A 23,898-nucleotide genomic window follows, 5' to 3' on the forward strand; every position below is an offset into this window, starting at 1 on the left:
GTCAGACCGTGGCGACGAAGAGGGTGCCGCTGCCGGCGACCGAGAGGGCGCGCTCGGCCGGTGTGATGTAGACGCTGCCGCCGCGCTCGACGGTGACGGAGCCCTCCGCGCCCTGCACGGTGAACGACCCGGCGGTGGCGATCGCGATCGCCGGCCCGTCGAGCTCGACGCGCACCGGCTCGTCCGTGGCCGGCTCGACGACGGCGAGGAGGAAGTCCGGCACGTCCGGCCGGTAGACGCGCAGGCCCGGCGCCGGCTCCTCGGCCTGCAGGTAGGGCACCGGCAGCGGCGAGAACTCGAGCACGTCGACCAGCTCGGGCACGTCGATGTGCTTGGGGGTCAGCCCGCCGCGCAGGACGTTGTCGGAGGCGGCCATCAGCTCGACCCCGGTGCCCGCGAGGTAGGCGTGGATGTTGCCGGCGGGCAGGTACAGCACCTCGCCGCGGGCGAGACGCACGCGGTTGAGCAGCAGCGAGAGCACGACGCCCGGGTCGCCCGGGTAGGCCTCGGCGAGCGAGCGCACCGTCGCGGTCTCGAGCCGGTCGTCACCCTCGGACGCCGCCACCACCGCTGCGATCAGCGCCGCGACCTCGTCGCGGTCGCCGTCGGCGAGCAGCCACGAGACCGCCCGGCGCAGGACGACCGCCGGCTCGCCGTCGAGCTCCGCGGAGAACCGCTCGATCGCCGCCGCCTGCTCCCCCGTCGCACGGCCGGCCAGCTCGGCCAGGAGGGCCCGCGTGCCGACGAGCTCGCGGAAGCCGCAGAGCGCGTCGAAGCTCTCCGTCAGCGCGTAGATCAGCTCCGGCTTGTGGAACGGGTCCTTGTAGTTGCGCTCGGCCGCGTCGCGCGGGACGCCGGCCTCGTCCTCCTCGACGAAGCGGCGCTGCGCCGTCTCCGACGACGGGTGCGCCTGCAGCGAGAGCGGCGCACCGGCCGCGAGGATCTTCAGCAGGAACGGCAGCCGCGGGGCGCCGGACACGGGGTCGACCGACCCCGCCACTCCGGCGAGCGCCGTCTCGGGCTCGCGGGCGATCCACTCGGCGAGGGTCGACGCGCCGACCGAGGCGGGGTCGAGGATGCGGGCCGGCGAGCCCGGGTGCGCCCCCAGCCAGAGCTCCGCCTCGGGACGGCCGGACGCCGCGGTGCCGAGGGCGTCCGAGATGCCGGTGAGCGAGCCCCAGGCGTAGTCGCGGGGGGTGTTGCCGATCGGGATGAACACGGCGAGGGCCTTCCGTTCCGGGGGCGGTGTGCGAGGCGGCACCGTCCGGATCCTGCCGGGGCGGGCCGGGCCCGACGCTAGCAGGATCTACAAGAGCGGCCCCGGAGGAGCGGCCGCCGCTTGGCGCCGATCGCCAGCGTCCGTGCCGCCCGGGCACCCCCTTCGTACGCTGGGAGGAGCCGCACCGCCGCCGCTCCTGCGGGCCGAGTCGCTGCGCGCCCGAGCGATGGAGCGATGAACCATGGACAGCACGACCTTCGAACTGCTCGACGCCGACTTCTACGGCTTCGAGGCGCGGCTCACCCCCGCCGAGAAGGAGCTCCTGGTCGGCGTGCGCGCGTTCCTCGAGGAGCAGGTCCGGCCGATCGCCGACGAGTACTGGGAGCGCGCGGAGTTCCCGCGCCAGCTGATCCCCGGGATCCACGCCACCGGAGTGATCGGCCTCTCCTGGCCCGAGACCCGGGCGATCGAGAACTCGTCGGTGTTCCGCGGCTGGGTCGCGCTCGAGTTCGGCCGGGTCGACGCGAGCATCGCCACCTACGTCGGCGTGCAGAACGGCCTCGTGATGGGGACGGTCGGCGTCGCCGGCTCCGAGGAGCAGCGCGCCGAGTGGCTGCCCAAGCTCGCCTCGGGCGACGTGATCGGCGCCTTCGGGCTGACCGAGCCGCACTCCGGCTCCGACTCCGCGCAGGGCCTGCGCACCACGGCCCGCCGCGAGGGCGGCACCTGGATCCTCGACGGCGAGAAGCGCTGGATCGGCAACGCGACCTTCAGCGACGTCACCGTCATCTGGGCGAAGGACGTCGCCGACGGCCAGGTGAAGGGCTTCCTCGTCCCCACCTCCACGCCGGGCTACCGCGCCACGGCCATCGCCCGCAAGCAGAGCCTGCGCACCGTGCAGAACGCCGACATCGTGCTCGAGGGGGTCCGCGTGCCGGAGTCGCTGCGCCTGCAGGGCGCGAACTCGTTCCGCGACACCGCGAAGGTCCTGCGGCTGACCCGCGCCGAGGTCGCCTGGCAGGCGATCGGCGTCGCGATCGGCGCCTACGACGCCGCCCTGCGCTACGCCCGCGAGCGGGTGCAGTTCGGCAAGCCGCTGGTCGGCCACCAGCTGGTGCAGGACCTGCTGGTCAAGAGCATCGGCAACATCACCGCGAGCATCGCCCTGGCCACGCGGGTGTCCGAGATGCTCGACGCCGGCGAGCAGCGCGACGAGCACTCCGCGCTCGCGAAGGCGTACACGACGGCGCGGATGCGCGAGACGGTCGCCTGGTGCCGCGAGGTGATGGGCGGCAACGGCATCGTCCTCGACTACGGGGTGGCGCGGTTCTTCGCCGACGCCGAGGCGCTCTACTCCTACGAGGGCACCCGGGAGATGAACACGCTGATCGTGGGCCGCGCGATCACGGGCAGCGCGGCGTTCGTCTGAGCGGCGGCCCGCCCGCTCGCCGGCCCCCCGCTCCCTAGACTGTTCGCCATGATCCGACGCGCCGCGCCCGCCGCTCCCCGAGCGCTCGCGGTGGCCGTGCTCACCGTGATGCTCGGCGGTCAGGCGCTGCGGAATCTCGCCGGCTGGTGGGGCTGGGGCGTCGTCGTCGCGGCGCTGCTCGTCGGGGTCGTCGTCGTGCTGGTCCGCGTCCGGCCGCGCCTGCGCTGGAGCCGCACCCCGAAGGCGCTCCTCGGGTTCCTCGCCCTCGCCGTGCTCTCGCTGCTCTGGTCGGCCTACCCCGGAGCGAGCGCCATCGGCGTCGTCGCGCAGCTCGCCACGTCCCTCGGCGCGGTCGCGCTGGCCCTGACGCTCAGCACGGCGCAGTTCGTGAGCGCTCTCGGCCGCGCGCTGCGGATCACCGTCGGCGCCTCGCTCCTGTTCGAGCTCGTCGTCGCCGTCGTGGTCCGCGCGCCCGTGCTGCCGTTCGTCATCGATCTGCCGGCCGGCCGCATCCCGGACGCCTTCTACTGGTCGCAGGCCGCCCTCTTCACCGGCGAGCCGATCCAGGGCCTCGTCGGCAACCGCAACCTGCTCGGCTTCCTCGCCCTGCTCGGCCTGATCGTCGCGCTGATCGAGCTCGCCGCCCGCAGCCTCCGTCCTCGCTGGGGCGTCGTCTGGATCGTCCTGTTCGCGGCGGCGCTCCTGCTCACCCGCTCCGCCACCGTGCTGCTCTGCGTCGTCGCCGTGGCGGCCGCGGCGGCCTTCGCGCTCTGGGCGCGGCGCCGCGGCGAGTCGGAGCGGCGGCCCGTCTACGTCACGGCCGCAGCGACCGCCGTCGTCCTCGCCGGCGGCGCGCTCGCCGGCTGGGGCACCCTGCTGGGACTGCTCGGCAAGAGCGAGGACGCGACGGGCCGCCTCGACATCTGGCGCTCGGTCTCGGCCCTGGCCGCCGAGCGGCCCGTCCTCGGCTGGGGCTGGGTCAGCTACTGGGCGCCCTGGGCCGCGCCGTTCGACACCCTCGCCGAGCGCAAGGGCGTCCTGTACCTGCAGGCGCACGACGCCTGGCTCGACGTCTGGTTCCAGCTCGGGATCGTCGGGCTGGTGCTCTTCAGCGCCCTCGTCGTCTCCACCCTCTGGCGCGCCTGGTTCCGCGCCGTCGACCGCCCCCGCCGCAGCGCGACGGCCGCGCTGCCCTACTCGGCCGTCTCGCTCGCCCCGCTCCTGCTGATCGTCGCCCTGCTCGCGCAGGCGCTGTTCGAGAGCCGGCTCCTGATCGAGAGCGGCTGGCTCCTCCTGGTGGCCCTGGCGGTCCTGACCAAGCAGCCCGCCAACGAGGAGGAGGACGCGCTCGCCGCCGAGCCCATCCCCCTCGCCGGCCAGCGCACGGCCCGATGACGGGCGGACGGCTGTCCGCTCTGCCCGCCGCCCTGGCGGACGCGCTGGCGTCCCCGCAGTTCGCGGCGGCCCTCGCGCAGACGTCCCTCGTCGTCGTGCTCTGCGCCCCCGCGGTGCGGGGGATGATCGGCTGGCCCGGCTACATCGCCGCGATCGCCACGCTCACCGCCCTCGCCGCCGTCATGCTCGTGCTGCGGCGCGAGCTGCTCGACTGGGAGGGGCTGCTGCCGACCAGCATCCTGGTCTTCCTCGGCTGGATCGCCCTCAGCACGCTCTGGAGCGGCTATCAGTGGGCGACCGCCTCGAGCGTGCTCTACCAGCTCGCCCTCGCCTTCCTCGCGATCGCGATCGGGCTCACCCGCGACATCATCCAGGTGATCCGCGCGGTCGGCGACGTGATGCGCGTCGTGCTGATCGGCTCGCTGGCGGTCGAGGTGCTCTCCGGAGTCCTGATCGACCGGCCGCTGCGCTTCCTCGGCGTCGAGGGCCTGCTCGCCGCCGGTGGCCCGATCCAGGGCCTCGTCGGGACCCGCAACCAGCTCGGGCTGGTCTGCCTCCTGGCGATCGTCACCTTCTCGGTCGAGCTGATGACCCGGTCGGTCGCGCGCGGCCCGGCGCTCGCCTCCCTGGCCCTCGCGGTGGTCACGCTGGTGCTCACCCGCTCGGCGGTCAGCGCCGGCGTCCTCGTCGTCGCGGCGGTCGTGGCGCTCATCCTCCGCTGGGTGCGCCGGGGCACCGGCGACCAGCGCCGGCGCCGGCAGTACACGACGCTCGCGGTGGTCACCGCCTCCGCGCTCACCGCCTGGCTCTTCCGCTTCCGGATCGTCGACCTGCTCAACGCCGGCAGCGAGTTCGAGTTCCGGATCACCCTCTGGCAGCAGGTCTGGCGCTTCACCGATCTCGCCCCGATCATCGGCTGGGGCTGGGTCGGCTACTGGCGGACCGACCTCTACCCGTTCAACGCGATCGACTTCCTCTCCGGCCGGCCGCACTCCTCGAGCCTCAACGCGCTCTTCGACCTCGCGCTGCAGGTGGGCGTCGTCGGGGTCGCGCTCTTCCTCGTGCTCGTCGGCCTCGCCCTCTGGCGCTCGTGGATCATCGCCTCCGAGCGCAAGGCCGTCGTGCACGTCTGGCCCGTGATGGTGCTGAGCGTCCTCGTCGTCACCTCACTCGCCGAGAGCGCGCTCCTGGTCGACGCCGGCTGGCTGCTGCTGGTGATCTGCGCGATGCGGGCCGCGCAGGGTCTCAGCTGGCGGCGGCTCCTGCACCCCGGCGACCGGCCCGGCGGGCTGCCCCGACAGCCCGCAGCACCGCCAGGTGCTCCTCGCGGCAGCGCTCCCAGCTGAACCGGGCCGCTCGCTCGACGCCCTTCGCGCCCAGCTCGGCGGAGCGCTCGATCGCCTCGAGGATCCCGTCCGCGATCGAGCGCGGCTCGAGCGGATCGACGAGCACGGCGGCGTCGCCGCAGATCTCGGGCAGCGATCCGGAGTCGGCGGCCGCCACCGGGCAGCCCGAGGCCATCGCCTCGATCGGCGGGAAGCCGAACCCCTCGTAGAGGCTCGGGAAGGCGAGGACCGCGGCGCGCCGGTAGATCTCCGCCAGCTCCTCGGCGCCCACGTGCCCGCGCCACTCGACGAAGTCGGGCAGCGGGCCGAGCCTGTCCAGGTCGCCGCCGGTGAGCACCAGGCGCAGGTCGTGGCCGTCGGCGCGGAGCAGCCGCATCGCCTCGAACAGCCGGGGGTGGTTCTTGTGCGGCCAGGCGCGCGCCGGGTAGAAGACGAAGTCCTCGCGCTCGCCCAGGTGCGGGCGGAACCGCTCGGTGTCGACACCGAGGTGCGACACGTGGATCCGCTCCTCCGGGATCCCGAGCAGCTCGACGATCCGCCCCTTGGTGAAGGCGCTGATGGTGATGATCGCGTCGGCGCGGCGGGCGGTGGCCTCGTAGGCGATCCGCCGGAAGACGCGCTCGACGCGCGGGAAGAGCTGCGGCAGATCGCGGTGCTGCAGGTCGAAGACCATCTGCACGTGCCCCTGCCGGCGCGAGGGCCAGGGCAGCGGGACGGTGAAGGGGAAGTAGAGGATCTCGTCCGGCCCGAGCAGCCGACGGAGCCGGACGGTGCGGGCGAGCGCCTGCAGCATGCCGGTCGCGCGGCGGCGGTGGCCGGCCCCGCTGACGACGCCCTCGGCGACGATCTCGGGCACGCCCTCGCTGAAGCCGCGGGCGTTCTCCGGGACGAGCGCCTGCACGCGCAGCCCCTCCTCCCCCGGCCTCGGGACGAGCAGCCGGGTCAGCGCGCGGGCGTAGGTCTCGCCGCCGCCCATCCCCCCGGGGTCGACGGTGAGCACGGCGAGCGTGACGGCGAGGCGTTCCGGCATGGCGTCCGATCGGGTCGAGGCACTGTCGAGGTGCGGGCCGGGTCAGGATACCCGCGCCCGGGTGCCGTCCCGCGGACCCTCGGCGGCGTCGCTCCCCGGCCCGGCGGAGGCCGGTGGGTAGTATGTAGCCCGCTGTCACCGACCCCGACGAAACGGACCACCACGTGCCCCGCGCTTTGATCACCGGAATCACCGGCCAGGACGGCCTCTACCTCGCCGAGCTGCTGCTCGAGAAGGGCTACGAGGTCTTCGGGCTCGTCCGAGGGCAGAACAACCCCAAGTACGAGCTCGTCCGCCGCACCGTCCCCGAGGTGACGCTGCTCACCGGTGACCTGACCGACGTGTCGAGCCTCGTGCGCGTGCTCGCCGCCTCGCAGCCCGACGAGGTCTACAACCTCGGCGCGATCTCGTTCGTCGCCTACTCGTGGGAGAACGCGTCGCTCACGACCGACGTGACCGGCAAGGGCGTGCTCAACATCCTCGAGGCCGTCCGCCTCTACGCCGGCGACGACATGTCGCGCGTGAAGTTCTACCAGGCGTCCTCGTCCGAGATGTTCGGCAAGGTCCAGCAGGTCCCCCAGAGCGAGGAGACGCTCCTCTGGCCGCGCTCGCCCTACGGCGTCGCCAAGGTCTTCGGTCACTACATGACCATCAACTACCGCGAGTCCTACGGCATGCACGCCTCGTCGGGCATCCTCTTCAACCACGAGTCGCCCCGCCGCGGCCCGGAGTTCGTCACCCGCAAGATCAGCCTCGCGGTGGCCCGCATCAAGCTCGGCCTCCAGGAGACGCTGGAGCTCGGCAACCTGGACGCCAAGCGCGACTGGGGCTTCGCCGGCGACTACGTCGACGCGATGTGGCGGATGCTGCAGCAGCCCGAGGGCGACGACTACGTGGTCGCCACCGGCGAGACCCACGAAATCCGCGAGTACCTCGACATCGCCTTCAACCACGTCGGCATCGAGGACTGGACCCCCTACGTCACGCAGAACCCCGCGTTCATGCGCCCGGCCGAGGTCGACCTGCTCATCGGCGACCCGGCGAAGGCGCGCGACGTGCTCGGCTGGCAGCCCAAGGTCTCCTTCCCGGAGCTGGTCTCGATGATGGTCGAGAACGACCTCGCCGAGCAGTCCGCGCTGATCAAGTAGCCGCCGTGCCCGCAGCGTTCGTCACCGGGGCGAGCGGACAGGACGGGGGCTACCTCGTCGAGCGTCTGCTCGCCGACGGCTGGGAGGTCTCCGCGCTCGTCCGCGACGAGGACGCGTCCCTGCCCGCCGCCGTCCGCCCGTTCCAGGGCGACCTCCGCGACGCCGCCGGCCTCGGCCGGGTGGTCGCCGAGGCGCGACCCGACGTGGTCTTCCACCTCGCGGGGATCTCCTCGGTGGCGCAGTCCTGGCAGGAGCCGGTGCTGACCGCCGAGGTGACCGGCACGGCCGTCGCCGCGCTGCTCGAGGCCTCGCTGGCCCTGCAGGACTCGGCGGGCCGCGAGGTGCGCTTCGTGCAGGCCTCCTCCTCGGAGATCTTCGGAGCGGCGACCGACAACCCGCAGACGGAGTCGACGCCGATCCGCCCCGTCTCCCCCTACGGCGCAGCGAAGGCGTTCGCGCACCTCCTCGTCGGCGTCTACCGCGGCCGCGGGCTGCACGCGTCGTCCGCGATCCTCTACAACCACGAGTCGCCCCGCCGACCCGAGGGCTTCGTCACCCGGAAGATCACGGCCGGAGCCGCCGCGATCGCCGCCGGCACCGCCACGGAGCTCTCGCTCGGCAACCTCGACGCCCGCCGCGACTGGGGCTGGGCGCCCGACTACGTCGACGCGCTCGTCCGCGCCTCGCGCGCCGAGGCGAGCGGCGACTACGTCGTCGCGACCGGCGTCGCGCACTCGGTCCGCGAGTTCGTCGCCGCCGCCTTCGCGGCCGCCGGCATCGACGAGTGGGAGGACCGGATCCGCATCGATCCGCGCTTCGCCCGCCCCGTCGACGCCCCCGAGATGCGCGGCGACGCGTCGAAGGCCCGGACCGAGCTCGGCTGGGCGCCGACGGTCGCCTTCGAGGAGATCGTCGCCCGCATGGTCGAGCACGACCTCGAGCTCGCCCGCGCCGCGGGCTGAGCACCTCGACCCGTCCCGCGCCCGTCGAGGTACGGCGGCGCAGGGGTTACGTACAATGATCTGGCTGCCGCCCCGGCAGTGCTAGGGCTGGGAGTCCGATGAGCAGCAGGAAAACGACGATCACGCGCGCGGCCGACCGCGTCGACGCGATCGCACAGGAGCCGTTCCACCAGAGCGGGACCCAGCCGGGTCAGCGCTCCGGCGGCTTCGTCTCGTCGCTGATCGACATCTTCCGGCACCGCGAGCTGCTCCGCCTGCTCGTCAACCGCGAGCTGAAGGCGCGCTACAAGGACTCGAGCCTCGGCTTCGTCTGGACCCTCATCCGCCCGCTCGTGATGCTGATGATCTACTACGTGGCGATCGGCCAGTTCCTCGGCGCGGCCCGCGGCATCCCGGTCTTCGCGATCTTCGTCTTCTGCGGCCTGACGCTGTGGAACCTCTTCAGCGAGATCGTCGCGACCGGCACGACCTCGATCCTCGCCAACGCGGGACTGATCAAGAAGGTCTACCTGCCGCGCGAGATCTTCCCGGTCGCCACCATCGGCGCCGCGCTGTTCAACTTCGCCGTGCAGTTCCTGGTGCTGATCGTCGGGGCCGTCGCGCTCGGGGCGCTCAACGTCAGCTGGCAGCTGCTCTTCATCATCCCGGCGCTCGCGGTCACCCTGGTCTACGGCCTGGCGCTCGCCCTCGCGCTCTCGGCGCTCAACGTCTACCTCCGCGACGTCCAGTTCCTCGTCGAGGTCGGCCTCCTGATCTTCTTCTGGCTCTCGCCGATCACCTACGCGTGGTCCTTCGTCGTGCAGACCGTTCCGGGCTGGCTCGAGCAGATCTACCTGCTCAACCCGATGACCAACGCGATGCTCGCCTTCCAGCGGGCGATCTGGGGTCCGGGCTCGCGCGAGACCCAGGTCGAGCAGGCCGACGGCAGCTTCAACACCGTCGCCGGTCAGCCGTGGCCGGCCGACATGGCCCTCCACCTCTTCATCGTCTTCCTCGTCGGGGTCGTGCTCGTGTGGCTCGCCCACCGCGTCTTCCGCCGCCTCGAGGGCAACTTCGCACAGGAGATCTGATCCCATGACGCTCGAGTCCGAGGTCGCCCTTCCCGAGTCGGTCGAGATGCCGACGATCATCCGCGTCCAGAACGCCTCCAAGCGCTTCGTCATCCGCAAGGACAAGAGCGTCAAGGAGCGCATCGTCAACTTCGGGCGCGGCAAGCAGCACCGTGACGACTTCTGGGCGCTGCGCGACATCGACCTCGAGATCCCGCTCGGCTCGACGGTCGGCCTGATCGGCGCGAACGGCTCGGGCAAGAGCACGCTGCTCAAGCTCATCGGCGGCATCATCCAGCCCACCACCGGCACCGTCGAGCGCCGCGGCCGGCTCGCGGCGCTGCTCGAGCTCGGCGCGGGCTTCCACCCCGACCTCACCGGGCGCGAGAACGTGTTCCTCAACGGCGCGATCCTCGGCCTCTCCCGCAAGGAGCTCGAGGACAAGTTCGACTCCATCGTCGAGTTCTCCGAGATCGTCGACTTCATCGACACCCAGGTGAAGTTCTACTCCTCCGGCATGTACGTGCGGCTCGCCTTCGCGATCGCCATCCACACCGACCCGGACCTCCTCCTCGTCGACGAGGTCCTCGCGGTCGGCGACGAGCCGTTCCAGCGCAAGTGCATGGACCGCATCCGCGCCTTCCAGCGCGCGGGCAAGACCATCGTGCTGGTCACCCACTCGCTCGAGCAGGTCGGCGAGCTCTGCGACCGCACCGTCGTCCTCCAGCACGGCAACGTCATCTACGACGGCGAGACCGCGCGCGGCCTCGAGGTGCTGCGCAACGGCTTCGAGAACTCCCGCCAGGAGCGCGTCGAGCGCGAGACGGCCGAGGCGATCGTCGAGGCCGAGGAGGCCGGCGAGGAGCCCGAGCCGCTGCCCGCCGCCGAGATCGTCAGCGTCGAGCTCGAGGGCGGGACGCTCGAGGAGGGCAACCGCACCCTCCGCCCCGGCGACGACCTGACGGTGTCGGTCACGCTGCGGCCGCTCAGCGGCGCCCCGGTCGAGAACTGGTTCGTGGGCATGGGCGTCGACACCCCGCTCGGCCAGGTGGTCTTCGGCACCAACACCATGCGCCTCGGCTTCGAGCACCCGCCGCTGACGGGGGAGACCACGATCACGTTCTCCCTCCCGGACATCCGCTTCGGCGGCGGCACCTACGCGGTGCACGCCTCCGCATCGACGCTCGGCAACGGCGAGTTCGTCCGCGTGCCGGTCGGCGCCCGCTTCACCGTCGAGCGCAGCGACAAGCGCGTCGGCCTCGTGAGCGTCGCCGCCTCGGCCACCGTCGACGGCGTCACCCGGGCGTGACCGCGCGCCGGGTGCGGCTGCTCGTCGACGCGAGCCCGCTCGCGGCCGGGCGGCTCACCGGGGTCGGGCACGTGCTGCTCGAGACGCTCCGCGCCCTCGGCGAGGAGCGGTTCCGCCGCGAGGTCGAGGTGGTGCTCTTCGCCCCCGCGTCCGAGACCGCGGTGATCGCCCGGCACGGACTCGGCTTCCGGGTGCGCGGGATCCCGCTCCCCCGGCGCCTGGTCGGCCTGCTGACCCGGACGCGGCTGCCGATCGACCCGCTGCTCGGCCGCGGGGTGTACTTCTTCCCCAACTACCGCAACTGGGCCCTCAGCTCCCGCTCGAGGGCGATCACCTTCGTCCACGACGCGTGCTTCGCCGTCCGCCCCGACCTCGTCCCCGCGGCCCGTCGCGCGCTGCTGTCCGCCCGGATGCCGGGCTGGCTCGCCCGCTCCGACCTGGTCGCCACCGGGACCCCCTCGGCCGCCGGTGAGATCGAGCGGCACCTCGGTGTCGCGGCCGAGCGGCTCCGCATCCTGCCGACGACGGTGGACTCGGCCGACTTCCGCCCGCGGCCGGCCGACGAGGTGGCCGCGGTCACCGCGCGCGTCGGCGCCGAGCGCTACCTGCTCTACGTGGGCGCCGTCGAGCCGCGGAAGAACGTCGCGGCGCTGATCCGCGCGTTCGCGGCCGCCGAGCGCCCGGCCGGCTGCACGCTGCTGATCGTCGGCGCGACGGCCTGGGACGACGACGACGTCCGCGAGGCGGTCGCGCAGGCCCGCGCAGCGGGAGCCGACGTGCGGCTCTCCCCGGTGTTCGTCGAGGACGAGGAGATGCCGGCGCTGATGACCGGCGCGGACGCCCTCGCGCTGGTCTCGCTGCACGAGGGCTTCGGTCTGCCCGCCCTCGAGGCGGTCGCCACCGGGACGCCCGTCCTCGTCTCCGACATCCCGGGGATCCACGACGCACTGCGCGGTCACGAGGCGGCAGCGACCTTCGTCCCGGTCGGCGACGAGGACGCCCTCCGAGGGGCGATCGAGACCGCTCTCGCGCGGCCCCGGCGGATCGAGCCCGGCCCGATCGCCCCGTGGAGCGACGCCGCGGAGGCGCTGATGCGCGCCGCCCGGGAGCTCGAGGACCGCTGAGCCCGCGGACGGCCCAGCGCCCGCGAGCCCGCGTTCAGAGGGTGGAGACGCCCGCCGGTGCGACGGCCGTGACATACGTCCAGACCTCGTCGGCGTACTCGGTCCAGGTGCGGTTGACCCGGGCGCGCGCCTCGGCGCTGAGCCGGGCGTGCACCTCGTCGTCCGTGAGGAGCGAGACGAGCGCGTCGCGGATCGAGTGGTCGTCGCGCGGATCGACGAGCAGCGCGCCGCCCTGCTCCGCGATGTCCCTCATGCTGCCGAAGCCCGAGGTGATCACCGGCGTGCCGACGGCGAGCGACTCGGCGACGGGCAGTCCGAAGCCCTCGTTCAGCGAGGGGAAGACCGTGCAGGTCGCGCTGCGGTAGGCGCTCCAGAGCAGCTCGTCGGTGATCGCCGAGAAGGAGTCGACGTGGCGGCCCTCGTCCTGCAGGGCGTGCATCCGCCCCTGGAACTCCTCGCTGCTCCAGGCGTTGCCGCCGATGAAGGCCAGCGTGAACTCGACGCCTGAGCGCCAGGCCAGCTCGGCCGCGTGCAGCACGGCGAGGTGGTTCTTGCGCGGCTCGTGGCTGCCGATGCAGACCACCAGCGGCTCGTCACCCACGGCCCCGAGGGTCAGGCGGGTCGCGGCCTCGTCGAAGTCGTCGTCGCCGCCGGCCGAGGCGGGCAGCGGGATCGCGTCGATCTCCGGCCCCTTCTCGCCCTCGAGCATGCCGCGCCAGCCGCGGTACTCGGTCTCGGAGGCGCGGGAGACGGTGGTGACCCGGTCCATGTGCGAGACGGCGACGAGAGTCCGCGGGAACTGGCCGCTGATGCCGCCGTGCGCGGTCTCGGCGGTGGTCAGCGGCACGCAGTCGTGGCCGATCATCGTGGTCGCGTTGCCGCTGAACTCCGTGAAGGCGGCGAGACGGCCGCTGCGCTCGTCCTCGATCGCGAGCTCGGGGAGGACGTAGAGCGACTCCCACGGGACGACCACGGGTGCGTGGGCGTCGAGCTTGGCGTCCGGCGCGGAGCCGTAGAGGGCGTTGGTCCGGAGCTCGTTGCCGACCTCGCGGAAGCCCGTCATCGCGTCGTCCCAGACGATCAGGCCGATGTCGTGCCGGCTGTTCCACTCGACGATCGTGTTGCGGACGACCCGCTGGATGCCGGTCGCGAGTCCCGTGCGCGCGGTGTGGTGCACGTCGACCAGCACGGCGTGCCGGGCGATGACGACGGTGCTCGGCGCGCGGACGGCGTCCAGCACTCGGGAGGCAGGCGTCGGCTTGACCAGACCGGTCAGCAGCGCGGCGACGCCGTCGAGACGGGCGCTGCGGCGCGACTCGACGACCTGCTCGCGGACCGGCAGCTCGGCGCTCACCACGGCGAGCAGCAGCCAGGTCTGCGCGAAGCTCGGCTCGCCGACCGCGTCGGCGACCTGCTGGACGAGCGCCGGCACCTCGCGCGCGGGCGCGGTGGTGGGCTCGAGCGTCTCGAGCAGCAGCGTCAGGCGCTCCAGGGCGGTGGACTCACGCATCGTTCTCCTCCTGCTCGCTCGAGGCGGACGGCACGAGGGCCGTCCACAGCTCGGCGGAGTAGTCGTTCCAGGTCCGCTTCGGGCGCGCGTGCGCCTCGGCGGTGAGCTCGGCGACCCGCTCGTCGGAGTCGAGCAGCTCGCGCATAGCGGCGGTGAGCTGGTCGTCGTCGTACGGGTCGACGGTGATGCAGCCGCCGTCGGCCGCGATCTCGGCCAGCGAGCCGCGGTCGGAGGTGATGGCGGGGATCCCCAGGGCGAGCGCCTCGGCGACCGGGAGCCCGTAGCCCTCGTGGGTCGAGGGGAAGACGAAGAACCGCGCGTTGCGGTAGGACGAGAGCAGCACGTCGTCGCCGGCCCCGCGGACGACCTCCACGGTGCGACCGCGGCGCTGGGCCTCGCGGATCCGCACGTCGAAGACCTGCGTCGCCCACGGGTTGCCGCCGCCGATGAAGCGCAGACGGAACCTCCTGCCCTCGCGCCAGAGCACCTCGGCGGCGAAGAGGATCGCGAGGTGGTTCTTCCGCGGCTCGTGGCTGCCGACCGAGAGCACGAGCGGGAGGTCGTCCTCCTCCTCGATGTGCTCGCCGTCCAGCGGGGGCGCCTCGACCGGGAGGGACACCGTCGAGAGCTCGGGGCCCTCGAGGCCCTGCGCGGGGAGCGCGGCGTTGAAGCCCTCGAACTCCTGCGTCGCGGCCTCGCTGATGCCCGCGACGCGGCTGGAGTGCTTGACGACCGTGAGGTAGTTGACGAAGCGCAGGCTCTCCTGCGGCGGCACGGTGTCCGCGCTGACGACGGGGATGGCGTCGTAGCCGATCAGGCTGACCGTGTTGCCGGAGAACTCGGCGAGCGCGGCGAGGGGCGCGCAGATCCCCATCACCGGCACCTCGGGCAGGACGAGCGTGGAGCGGAACGGCACGATGAAGTCGACCTGCTCGGGGCGGCCCGGATCCCACTCCCGGGTGCTGCTCTTCTCGAAGTCGATCACGCGCTCGAGCTCGCCCTCGCCGAGGCGGCGCAGGGCCATCGACCCGTGCTCCCAGGCGGTGAGGATCGGGTCGTAGTCGCGGTGCCAGCGCTTCATCGTCTGGCGGACGACGCGCTGGATGCCGGTGGCGTGCGAGTTGCGCGCGCAGAAGTCGACGTCGACGACGACGGCGCCGGTGACGACGGAGAGCGTGGTCGAGAGGTCGTGGTACCCCGTGGAGGCGCGTGTGCCGGCGACGAGGAACACCCGCATCGCCTCGTGCGGCTTCGCGAGCTGCAGCGAGCGCTTGAACCAGCTGAACAGGTGCGGCACCGGGTAGACGCCGAGGAAGGCGGTGAGCGACAGCCAGGTCAGGTCGTCGGAGTCGCGCCGCTGGACGGTGCGCGCGATCTCGTCGAGGAAGGGGCCGGGCCCGCGCAGAGCGAGGTCGGCCGCCTGCTCGGGGTCCTCGAGCACGAACGGCGCGATCTGCTCGAGTCGCTGCACCACGAAGGCGCGGCGGGCGTCACGGCCCGCGAGGTCGGCGGCGTTCACCGGCTGCGACCGCCGAAACGGCGCTGGGCGTAGCGGATCGAGTGCTGCACCGCTCCCGGGAGACCGAGCTGGCCCACGCGGATCTGGAAGGTGCGCGCCGCGCGCAGCGGGCGGGTGACCCGCCAGGAGAGCGTGCTCTCGAAGTCGGCGACGTAGTGGGCGCCACCGCCGAAGTGCATGTTCGCGGCCCACTCGTCGAGCGGGTCGTTCAGCAGCTCGTCGAGGCGGGCGCGGAGCTCCTCGACGGTCTCCGGGGTCCGCGTCTCGGCGGTCCGGGCGTCCGGAGTCGCGGCGTCCGGAGTCGTGGCGGCCGCGGTCGCGGCGTCCGCGGTCGCGGTGTCCGGACCGTCGCCGGCGGGCGTGAGGGCAGTCGTCTCTTCAGGCACCCCGCCATTGTAGGCGGGCACGTCAGCGGAGCTTGATCGCCGCGGTGTCGCTCGCCGCCGCGGCGTCGTCCTCGAACAGCGCCGCCGCCGCCATCTCGGCCTCGCGCTTCTCGACGACACCGCCGGAGCGGTGGTGGCCGAAGACCCAGAAGCGGTAGAGCACGAAGCGGAACGCGGTGGCGAGCAGGAGGCCGATCACGTTGGCCGAGATGTTGTCGGCGACGAGGTTGTCGAAGCCGAGCACGTAGTGCGAGATGTAGAGCGGCAGCAGATTGACCAGCATGCCGGCGACCGCGACCACGCTGAACTCGGCGAGCTCGAGCAGGTAGTTCGCCCGGCGGTGCTCGCGGAAGGTCCAGTAGCGGTTGCCGAACCAGGTGACGACGGTCGCCGCGGCCACCGCCACGACCTTGGCCCCGATCGGCCCGGAGAGGACGTGCTCCCCGCCGATCCCGCCGACGCGCAGCAGGTTGAAGACGGTGACGTCGACGACGAGGCCGAGGATCCCGACGACGCCGAACTTCAGCACGTACGAGATCAGGCCGCTGTAGAGCGCCCTCGCGAGAGCGACGGGGCCCTTGCCTGCCATGGGGTCAGATCCCCGCGGGCTGCGGCGGGCGGGTGCGGGAGCCCTCGCGGACGCGGATCTTGAGGAGGATCCAGAGAGCCTCGAAGCCGTCCTTGACGGTGATCTTCTTGCCCTCCTCGCGGGTGCGGGCCTTGTAGCTGATGCCGACCTCGTAGGGGCGGTAGCCGCGGGCGAGGAGCTTCGCGGTGACCTCCGCCTCCATGCCGAAGCCCTTCTCCTTGATCTCGAGCGAGCGGTACAGGCTCAGCGGCATCAGCTTGAAGCAGGTCTCGACGTCGGAGACGTAGGCGTTGAAGAGGACGTTCGTGATCAGGTTCACGCCCTTGTTGCCGATGACGTACCAGTAGGAGAACGAGGTGTGGCTGCCGAAGGTGCGGCTGCCGTAGACCAGCTGCGCCTCGCCGTCGAGGACGGGCTGCAGCAGCGTCGGGATCTCGCTGGGCCGGTACTCCTCGTCGGCGTCGCAGATGATGACGTAGTCGCCGGTGGCCTCCTGGACGGCCCGGCTGATCGCGGCGCCCTTGCCCTGGTTGACGCTCTGGTGGAAGACGCGGATGCGCGGGTCCTCCAGGGCGTCGAGGATCTGCTTCGTGCGGTCGCGGCTGCCGTCGTTCACGACGACGAACTCGATCTCGACGCCGTCCTGGAACTCGATCGCGAGGACGCGGTCGACCGCCTTCTGGAGGGTCGCCTGCTCGTTGTAGACGGGCATGAGGATGGAAAGCTTCACGTCGGGATTCTCTCTCGTACGGCGCCCGGCGGGCTGCGGCGCGCGGTGGGGTGCGGGGTGCGGCGGGCTCTCGGGCTACGGCGCGGCGACGACGGTGGCCTGGAACCAGGCGATGGTCCGCGCCAGTCCGTCCTCGAGGGGCACCGTCGGCTGCCAGCCGAGGATCTCGCGCGCCTTGGTGATGTCGGGCTTGCGGCGCTCCGGGTCGTCGATCGGGCGCGGCTCGTAGTGGATCTCCGAGTCGCTGCCGACGAGCGCGACGATGCGGCGGGCGATCTCGCCCAGCTCGAGCTCGTCGACGCTGCCGAGGTTGATCGGGCCCGCGTCCTTCGAGTCGGCCATCCGCAGGATCCCGTCGACGAGGTCGTCGACGAAGAGCAGCGAGCGGGTCTGGGTGCCGTCGCCGTGCATCGGGATCGACGTGCCGGCCAGAGCGGCCTTCACGAACGCGGGGACGGCGCGGCCGTCGTCGATGTCCATGTTCGGGCCGTAGGTGTTGAAGATCCGCACCACGCCGGTGTCGACGTCGAAGTAGCGGCGGTAGGCGAACGTGATCGCCTCGGCGTAGCGCTTGGCCTCGTCGTAGACGCTGCGCGGCCCGTTCGGGTTGACGTTCCCCCAGTACTCCTCGTGCTGCGGGTGCACGTGCGGGTCGCCGTAGACCTCCGAGGTGGAGGAGACGACGAAGCGGGCGCCGTCGCGCTTGGCCACCTCGAGCAGCGCCTCGGTCACGGTCGAGCCGGCGTGCAGCGTCTCGATCGGGTGCGCCAGGTACCGCGGCGGCGAGGCCGGCGACGCGAAGTGCAGCACCACGTCGAACGACCCGGGCACGGCGAGCGCGTTCGCGGCGTCGTCCTGGACGAAGCTGAAGCACGGGTGGGCCAGCAGCGAGCCGATGTTGCGGGTGGAGCCGGTGATCAGGTCGTCGATCACGACGACCTCGTCGCCCCGGCGGAGGATCTCGGCGGCGAGGTTCGAGCCGAGGAAGCCCGCCCCGCCGGCCAGGAGGAAGCGACGCGATGCGGGCACGGCTGCCTTTCGATGAGGGGGAGGGGGATGTCGCCCGTCTGCCGGGCAATCGGAGAGGTTAGCACGGGGCCGGTCCGGGGGCCCTGAGGCCGGCGCCCGGCGAGGGTGCCGCTCACCCGGATGCACTAGATTCTCTGCGGCTGCGATCCGTCGGCCCGGGCGCCCAGGGAGCTGACGATGACGACCGAGGACACGCCGTCTCCCGGTCGCGGCACCCGGACGCTGCGGTGGATCGGCGCCCACTCGGCGGGCCTCGCCTTCTGGATCCTGGCGGCCGTCGGACTCGCCCTGCGCGTCCTCTTCATCCTCAGCCCCGCGCACACCTTCGACGCGGACCACGCGGTGGTCTACCTGATGGCCAAGCACGTCGCGGACGGGGAGCTCCCGGCCTTCTTCTGGGGCCAGTCCTACGGCGGCACCCTGCTGCAGACCACGGCGGGGATCGTGATGCTCGTCTTCGGCGCGCACATCGAGGTGCTCGCGATCGTGTCCTCGCTGTGGTTCCTGGCCGCGGCCGTCCTGCTGCGGGTGATCGCCCGGCGGCTCGCCGGTCCGGTGGCGGGTGCGACGGCCGGGCTGCTGTTCTGGTTCCCCGGCGTCGTCCTGCTCCAGGTGTCGACGAGGGACCCGGGCTTCTACGGGCCGAGCATCGTGGTCGCGTTCGGCGTCGTCGCCGTCGCCACCGCGTCGCTGCGGCGACCGCTCCTCTCCTGGATCGCCGCGGGCGCGCTCAGCGGCCTCGCGCTCTGGACCTCGCCGATGAGCGTCGCGCTCGCCGCTCCGGCCGTCCTCGCGCTGGTGGTCCGCGACATCCGCCGGCCGCTGCACTGGCTGCTGGGCATCGGCACGGCGGTCGTCGCCGGCTCGCCGTGGCTCCTGGAGGCGCTGCGCAGCTCGAGTGCGACCGCGCCGCTCGGCGCCGGCACCAGCGACTGGGAGCCGACGATCGACAGCGTCACCGCGCTCTTCCACGACATGCTCCCCGTCGCGTTCGCGGTCGCCCCGGGTGAGCCGGCCGACTCGATCGTCGGCTGGACCGCGGTCGTCCTGCTCGCCGGACTCGTCGTCCTCGGGGCCGTCCGCCGGCGGCTCGCACCGGTGCTGGTCGGCACCGGCACGATGCTGCTCTGCGCCGTGCTGATCCTCGGCGCCGGACTCGACCTCGACTACGACTCGGTGCGCTACAGCGTCTTCCTGATGCCCGCGTTCGCTCTCGCGGGCGCCTGGCTGCTCGCGCGCTGGCGACCGGTCGCCCTGGTCGCGGTGCTCGTCGCGGCGGCGCTGACCGTCTCCGGGGTCTGGGACCGGTCGGAGGGATTCCGGAGCGACACCTCGAACCGCTTCGACGGCGGCTACCGCGCGGTGGTCGAGCTGCTCGAGCGCCGCGGCGCCGAGCACGTCTGGGGCGACTACTGGCTCAGCTACGCGATGACCGCCTCGACGAACGAGGAGGTCACCGTCGCCGCCCTCGTCACCCGCCGCTACCCGGGCTACGACGCCCTGGCGCAGGCCGACGGCCCGCCGGTGATCGTCGTCACGACCGGCGACTACAACGACCAGGAGCTGCGGACCTCGACCCTGCTGCCCCCGCACGAGCGGATCGTCCGCGGCGGCTACACCGTCTACTTCTACGACGAGCCCTTCGCCGTCACGTCGCAGCCCTGGGGCCTGTACTAGTCCTGACGACGGCGGATCATCTCGATACGCCCGCTCCGCGGGCTGCTCGATCAGCACGCAGGCGCATGCCCGCCCCTCTCCTGCTGGTCGAGCAGCCGCGCAGCGGCGTCTCGAGACCCGCCCCGTCAGCCCGCGACCGCGAAGACCAGCCAGCGCCCCGACGAGGACTGCGCGACCGGCGTGAGCGAGCCGCTCGCCGCCAGCACGTCGCCGTACCAGGCGCCCTCGCGGCCGACGTAGGCCGCCGTGTCGACGTACACGGCGCACGCGCCGCTGGCCTCGACGGCGGCGGCGAACTCCTCGGGGGTGGAGACCCCGCCGAAGACGTCGAAGCCGGTCGTGCCGCGCACCGCGCCGTAGCTCCACTCCAGGTTCTCCCCCTCGGTGTAGAGGTACGGCAGCGCCTCGTCGTAGTCGGCCATCCGCCCGACCGACCCGCTGTCGGGGAAGCTCTTGATCGGCAGCTGCACCACGCCGCAGCCGTCCGGCAGCGCGGCGTCGGCCTGCGCGACGAACGAGGTCATCTCGGCGTCCTCGGTCGGCGCGATCGGGACCATCCGCGCCACGCCCGCGAGCTGGTCGAGCACGCCGACGACCACGATCAGGGCGACCGCCGCGATCCGGATCCAGCGCCGGCCGATCCGCGCGAGCCCGATCGCCACGACGCCGAGCGCGAGCAGCGCCAGCACGATGGACAGCCGCGACCAGGCCCGGATGGTCGAGCCCGCGATCAGCGCGACCGCCATCCCGAACCCGGTGACCACGTAGAACAGCAGCGTCCACAGCGCCGCCACCGCGAGCAGCCGCACGTGCTCGTCCGAGGCGAAGCGGCCGAAGGCGGTGACCCGGAGCGCGCGCCCCCCGACCAGCCCGAGCATCGGCAGGCTGACCAGCAGGAGGCAGAGCCCCGCGATCGCGATCAGCGGCAGCCCGGGCGGCTCGGTGTTCACCGCCACCGCCGTGGTCACCTGGTAGATGTTCGTCAGCGCGCCGATCTTCGGCACCTCGGTGCCCTGCCACGGCAGGAAGAGCGAGAGGATCTTGCCGGCGAAGTCCTCCGACTCCCCCACCCCGCGGCTCTCGAAGTAGGGCGCGTAGCGCTCCCCCCAGTCGCCGCCGAGCAGGACCAGCTCCCCCGCCACGAGCACGCCGAGCACCCCGAGCGGGAGGACGCGCGCGAGGACCGCGCGCAGGGGGACGCGACTCGCGAGCCCGGCCAGGGCGCCGAGCAGCCAGACGCCGCCGAGCACCAGCACACTGAAGACGTAGTAGTAGCCGCCGGTCGTCGCGACCAGCAGCGGCAGGACGATGACGGGGACGGCGCCGCGCAGCAGGCGGGCCCGGCGGGTCGCCCCGCGCCGCCGCCAGGCCAGGAACGGATCGGTGCGCTCGCCCGCGACGACCAGGATCAGGATGCCCAGCAGCGGGATCGCCCAGTAGTTCGCGAGGAAGGCGTGCCCGGCCCCGATCCGCTGGAAGTGGTACGGCGCGAGGCTGAAGACGACGGCGACGAGGGCGGCCGACCAGGCCGGCACCCGCAGGCAGCGGAAGAAGGCGTAGCCGGTGAGCGCGACGAAGGCGAAGGTGAGCAGGTAGAACACGTTGAGCAGCGCGAAGCCGTCGTGGATCACCAGCGCGAGGGCCGACGCGGTCAGCGCCGACGCGACGTCGAACTGCGCGGTGTAGAAGGAGTTGTAGCCGGAGGGGAAGCCGAGCGCGCCGTTCTCGGCGAACGGGAAGACCTGGGTCGCACTCCGGAACAGCAGGTAGTGCAGGATCTGGTCGTCGCCGCCCGCCCGCCAGCGCTCGGCGAGCGAGCCGGGCGTCGCGCCGAGGGCGACCATCGCCGCGAGCACGCTGACGAGCGAGGCCGCCACCGCCCAGGCGAGCTCACGGCCGATCCGGCGCAGGCGGGGGCGCTCCGCCTCGCGGTTCTCAGAAGCCACGCTCGGCGCTCGCCTTCTCGATGCTCGCGCCGACGATGCGGTTCAGCTCGGTCTCGCCGGGGGTGCCCGCGTAGTCGTAGACGTCGAAGGTCGGGCACGCGGTGATCCCCGCGGGCTCGCCGAGGTGGCCGAGGGCGAGCTCCGCCCAGTCCGGCTCCCGGTCGGCGAGCACGTAGCTGAAGTCGCGGTCGCGGTAGGAGGCGGCGTTGTTCATCCAGAGCTGCGCGGTGAAGTCGAAGTTCACCTGCTGCACGTCGACGGAGGCGTCCCCGTACAGCTCGAGCGGCCGGGTGCTCCAGAACGAGCCGACGCCCGAGACGTCCCGCCCGTCGATCCACTGCTCGAGGCAGGCGCGCTCCGGCGTGCTGCCGGCCCGCGCCGCGGCCGCGCCGACCGCCGGGCCGGCGACGACGGCCGAGGAGAGGACCACGAGGGCCACGGCCCCGGCGAGCACCGCGCGCACGGGGGTCGAGAACGTCCGCGGCCGGAGCAGGCGGACGCGTGCGGCGATCCTGCGCGGGATCCAGTCCTGCGAGGCGGGCAGCAGCATCAGTGCGGGGAAGACCGCGAGCGGCAGCAGGTAGCGGCTGACCAGGCTGCCGGTGAGGATCTGCCCGAGGACCAGCGAGGCGGAGGCGACGAGCACGAAGGTCGCCAGGACCACGCTCGAGTCGGCGACCGCCCACGGCGTCTCCGGCCGCACCTGGGTCGCGACCGCGAGGACCAGAGTGAGCAGCGCGGCCAGCAGGAGCACGCCGACGATCAGGATCTCGAGCTTGCCGGTGGGAGCCGATCCGACGTCGCGCAGCTGCAGGACGAACCCGTCCACCGCGGCGCCCGCGCGCTCGAGGTGCAGATAGGTCGCGGCGTCGACGGCGACGAACCGCGCCACCGCGTCCCGCGCCGCGTAGCCGATCCCCGCTCCGGCGACCAGCACGGCCGAGATCAGCAGCGCCCGCCGCCAGGACATCCGCCGCAGCACGACCACCGCCAGCAGCGAGACGACGGCCGGCGCGGTGAACTGGAGCGCGAACAGCGGATTGGAGAGCGTCGTCGCCGCCGACACCAGGACGGCCCCGATCAGCGCTCCCGTCGTGCGGACCCGCGACGGGGGCCGCGCAGGATCGAAGCCGCCGCTGGCCTCCGCCATCAGGGCGAGCGCGAGCACGGCGGCCAGCGCGACGCCGGAGTAGTAGGTGGTCAGCAGGATCCCGCTCGCGAAGGCGCCCGAGTTGATCAGGCCCCGGCCCTCGGTGGCCGCGAGCACGACGACGACGCCCGTCGCCAGCGCGGCGGCGCTCACCCGCCACGGCCGGGTGCGCCCGGCCAGCACGCGGGCGGCGAGCCAGCGGACGCAGCCGTAGAGCGCGGCGGCGTTGACGAACGCGTTCACCACGAGCGCGCCGACGACCGACCCGCCGGCCAGCGCGAGACTCACCAGGTAGAGCGGGAGCTCCGGGAACAGCAGGAGCTGACTCGTCATCACCCACTGGAACGGCTCACCCTCGGCGACCGAGCGCACCAGGAGCGGCAGCGCGAGCGAGTCGCCGTCCGAGAGCAGGTACTCCCACCACGGCGTCGAGGAGAGCCGGCCGAGCACGAGCAGCGTCGCCGCGAGGACGAGCAGCAGTCCCGACGCCTCGAGGACGACGGCCCAGCGGCGGGAGGGGACGGTGGCGGCAGCCGTCATCGCGACCCGTCGCGTCCGAGGCGGATGCGCAGGACGAGCAGCAGGCTGCGCAGGAGGGTGTTGCCCGGGATCTTCGAGGTCCCCTCGGTGCGGTCGAGGAAGACGATGGGGATCTCGCGCACCTGCCGCGCGGCGGTCAGGGCGCGGTGCTTCAGCGCGATCTGGAACCCGTAGCCGGTGGCGTCCACCGTCTCGAAGTGGATGCGCTCGAGCAGCTCGCGGCTGAAGAGGTTGAATCCACCGGTCCAGTCGGTGAGGCGCGAGCCGAGGATCGCGCGGGCGTAGACGTTGCCGCCACGGCTGAGGATCTTGCGGTCCAGTGTCCAGTCCGGGGTGCCGCCGCCGGGGATGTAGCGGGACGCGACGACGAGGTCGGCGCCCGCGCGCACCTCGCGGAGGAAGTCGGCGAGGTACTTCGGGTCGTGCGAGAGGTCGGCGTCCATCTGCAGGATGCAGTCCGGGGCGTCCTCGGCCTCGAGGATCCGCTCGAACGCCCAGAGGTAGGCCGCGCCCAGACCCTCCTTCGTCGCGCGCTCGAGCACCTGCACGGAGAACGCCGGGGTCTCCAGCTCGGCCGCCAGAGCGCGCGCCTTCTCCGCCGTCCCGTCCGGGGACGAGTCGTCCACGACGACCGAGCGGACGACGACGTCGGACTCGCGGGCCACGGCGGCGGCGACCCGGCGCAGCAGCTCGCCGATGTTGTCCGCTTCGTTGTACGTGGGGGTGACGATGGTGAGCGAGAGCATCTGGTTCCGATTCGGGCGGGGACGTGGACGGTCCGCCGGGGCGGAGGCGGTGGAACAGTATCAGC

The 23,898-nt window shown here is 72.7% G+C and carries 20 protein-coding genes; 9 read left to right on the top strand and 11 right to left on the bottom strand.

Annotated features, from left to right (window positions below):
* Position 1: 1 nt before the first annotated feature.
* Entirely contained in the window at positions 2-1,219 is a 1,218-nt protein-coding gene (manA, locus tag HRK28_RS03420) for a mannose-6-phosphate isomerase, class I (RefSeq protein ID WP_160088116.1), read from the bottom strand.
* Between the two features lie 241 nt (positions 1,220-1,460).
* On the opposite strand from manA, the gene HRK28_RS03425 reads away from it, so the two are divergent.
* Genes HRK28_RS03425 through HRK28_RS03435 form a run of 3 tightly spaced genes read left to right on the top strand, consistent with a single transcriptional unit; the run spans position 1,461 to position 5,389 of the window.
* Positions 1,461-2,648, top strand: coding sequence for an acyl-CoA dehydrogenase family protein (locus HRK28_RS03425; protein WP_173250421.1), 1,188 nt, complete (start codon positions 1,461-1,463; stop codon positions 2,646-2,648).
* Between the two features lie 48 nt (positions 2,649-2,696).
* A complete protein-coding gene (locus HRK28_RS03430; protein WP_173250422.1) occupies positions 2,697-4,043 on the top strand; it encodes an O-antigen ligase in 1,347 nt (448 codons plus the stop codon).
* The gene (locus HRK28_RS03435) at positions 4,040-5,389 is read left to right on the top strand and encodes an O-antigen ligase (protein ID WP_173250423.1); all 1,350 of its coding nucleotides are present in this window, start codon (positions 4,040-4,042) and stop codon (positions 5,387-5,389) included. Before HRK28_RS03430 ends, HRK28_RS03435 begins: the two co-directional genes overlap by 4 nt.
* Here HRK28_RS03435 and HRK28_RS03440 read toward each other — a convergent pair.
* Positions 5,289-6,419, bottom strand: coding sequence for a glycosyltransferase family 1 protein (locus tag HRK28_RS03440; RefSeq protein WP_173250424.1), 1,131 nt, complete (start codon positions 6,417-6,419; stop codon positions 5,289-5,291). The genes HRK28_RS03435 and HRK28_RS03440 overlap by 101 nt on opposite strands.
* Positions 6,420-6,583: 164 nt before the next feature.
* Here HRK28_RS03440 and HRK28_RS03445 point away from each other — a divergent pair, with 164 nt between their 5' ends.
* The 5 genes from HRK28_RS03445 (at position 6,584) to HRK28_RS20710 (ending at position 12,011) form a co-directional block, all read left to right on the top strand.
* On the top strand, positions 6,584-7,567 hold the full coding sequence (locus HRK28_RS03445; protein WP_160088106.1) for a GDP-mannose 4,6-dehydratase: 984 nt from the start codon (positions 6,584-6,586) through the stop codon (positions 7,565-7,567).
* Positions 7,568-7,572: 5 nt separating this feature from the next.
* Positions 7,573-8,529, top strand: a complete 957-nt coding sequence (locus tag HRK28_RS03450) for a GDP-mannose 4,6-dehydratase (RefSeq protein ID WP_173250425.1) — start codon at positions 7,573-7,575, stop codon at positions 8,527-8,529.
* A gap of 98 nt (positions 8,530-8,627) precedes the next feature.
* On the top strand, positions 8,628-9,599 hold the full coding sequence (locus HRK28_RS03455) for an ABC transporter permease (RefSeq protein ID WP_160088102.1): 972 nt from the start codon (positions 8,628-8,630) through the stop codon (positions 9,597-9,599).
* Between the two features lie 4 nt (positions 9,600-9,603).
* Complete coding sequence (locus tag HRK28_RS03460) at positions 9,604-10,887, top strand: ABC transporter ATP-binding protein (RefSeq protein WP_254304492.1); 1,284 nt, start codon at positions 9,604-9,606, stop codon at positions 10,885-10,887.
* Positions 10,884-12,011: a glycosyltransferase family 1 protein gene (locus HRK28_RS20710; protein ID WP_173250426.1), complete on the top strand. Its 1,128-nt coding sequence runs from the start codon at positions 10,884-10,886 to the stop codon at positions 12,009-12,011. The genes HRK28_RS03460 and HRK28_RS20710 overlap by 4 nt, the downstream gene beginning before the upstream one ends.
* A 34-nt stretch (positions 12,012-12,045) precedes the next feature.
* On the opposite strand, the gene HRK28_RS03470 is transcribed toward HRK28_RS20710, so the two are convergent.
* From HRK28_RS03470 to HRK28_RS03495, 6 genes are all read right to left on the bottom strand, one after another.
* Positions 12,046-13,521, bottom strand: coding sequence for a glycosyltransferase family 1 protein (locus HRK28_RS03470; protein WP_173250427.1), 1,476 nt, complete (start codon positions 13,519-13,521; stop codon positions 12,046-12,048).
* Positions 13,514-15,040, bottom strand: a complete 1,527-nt coding sequence (locus HRK28_RS20715; RefSeq protein WP_160088096.1) for a glycosyltransferase family 1 protein — start codon at positions 15,038-15,040, stop codon at positions 13,514-13,516. The genes HRK28_RS03470 and HRK28_RS20715 overlap by 8 nt, the downstream gene beginning before the upstream one ends.
* Positions 15,037-15,426 carry a hypothetical protein gene (locus HRK28_RS03480; RefSeq protein ID WP_173250428.1) on the bottom strand — a complete coding sequence of 130 codons (390 nt, stop codon included), beginning with the start codon at positions 15,424-15,426 and terminating at the stop codon, positions 15,037-15,039. Before HRK28_RS03480 ends, HRK28_RS20715 begins: the two co-directional genes overlap by 4 nt.
* A 22-nt stretch (positions 15,427-15,448) precedes the next feature.
* Positions 15,449-16,015: a GtrA family protein gene (locus HRK28_RS03485; RefSeq protein ID WP_160088092.1), complete on the bottom strand. Its 567-nt coding sequence runs from the start codon at positions 16,013-16,015 to the stop codon at positions 15,449-15,451.
* 4 nt (positions 16,016-16,019) lie between these two features.
* Entirely contained in the window at positions 16,020-16,745 is a 726-nt protein-coding gene (locus HRK28_RS03490) for a glycosyltransferase family 2 protein (protein WP_217274388.1), read from the bottom strand.
* 75 nt (positions 16,746-16,820) lie between these two features.
* Positions 16,821-17,774 carry an NAD-dependent epimerase/dehydratase family protein gene (locus HRK28_RS03495; RefSeq protein WP_173250429.1) on the bottom strand — a complete coding sequence of 318 codons (954 nt, stop codon included), beginning with the start codon at positions 17,772-17,774 and terminating at the stop codon, positions 16,821-16,823.
* Positions 17,775-17,951: 177 nt separating this feature from the next.
* Here HRK28_RS03495 and HRK28_RS03500 point away from each other — a divergent pair, with 177 nt between their 5' ends.
* A complete protein-coding gene (locus HRK28_RS03500; protein WP_173250430.1) occupies positions 17,952-19,451 on the top strand; it encodes a glycosyltransferase family 39 protein in 1,500 nt (499 codons plus the stop codon).
* A 125-nt stretch (positions 19,452-19,576) separates the two neighbouring features.
* Here HRK28_RS03500 and HRK28_RS03505 read toward each other — a convergent pair whose 3' ends face one another.
* Genes HRK28_RS03505 through HRK28_RS03515 form a run of 3 tightly spaced genes read right to left on the bottom strand, consistent with a single transcriptional unit; the run spans position 19,577 to position 23,833 of the window.
* Complete coding sequence (locus HRK28_RS03505; protein WP_173250431.1) at positions 19,577-21,397, bottom strand: hypothetical protein; 1,821 nt, start codon at positions 21,395-21,397, stop codon at positions 19,577-19,579.
* Complete coding sequence (locus HRK28_RS03510; RefSeq protein ID WP_173250432.1) at positions 21,387-23,087, bottom strand: hypothetical protein; 1,701 nt, start codon at positions 23,085-23,087, stop codon at positions 21,387-21,389. The genes HRK28_RS03505 and HRK28_RS03510 overlap by 11 nt, the downstream gene beginning before the upstream one ends.
* The gene (locus HRK28_RS03515) at positions 23,084-23,833 is read right to left on the bottom strand and encodes a polyprenol monophosphomannose synthase (RefSeq protein WP_173250433.1); all 750 of its coding nucleotides are present in this window, start codon (positions 23,831-23,833) and stop codon (positions 23,084-23,086) included. Before HRK28_RS03515 ends, HRK28_RS03510 begins: the two co-directional genes overlap by 4 nt.
* Between the last annotated feature and the right edge of the window lie 65 nt (positions 23,834-23,898).

Source organism: Rathayibacter sp. VKM Ac-2835 (assembly GCF_013266705.1).
Classification (GTDB): Bacteria; Actinomycetota; Actinomycetes; order Actinomycetales; family Microbacteriaceae; genus Rathayibacter.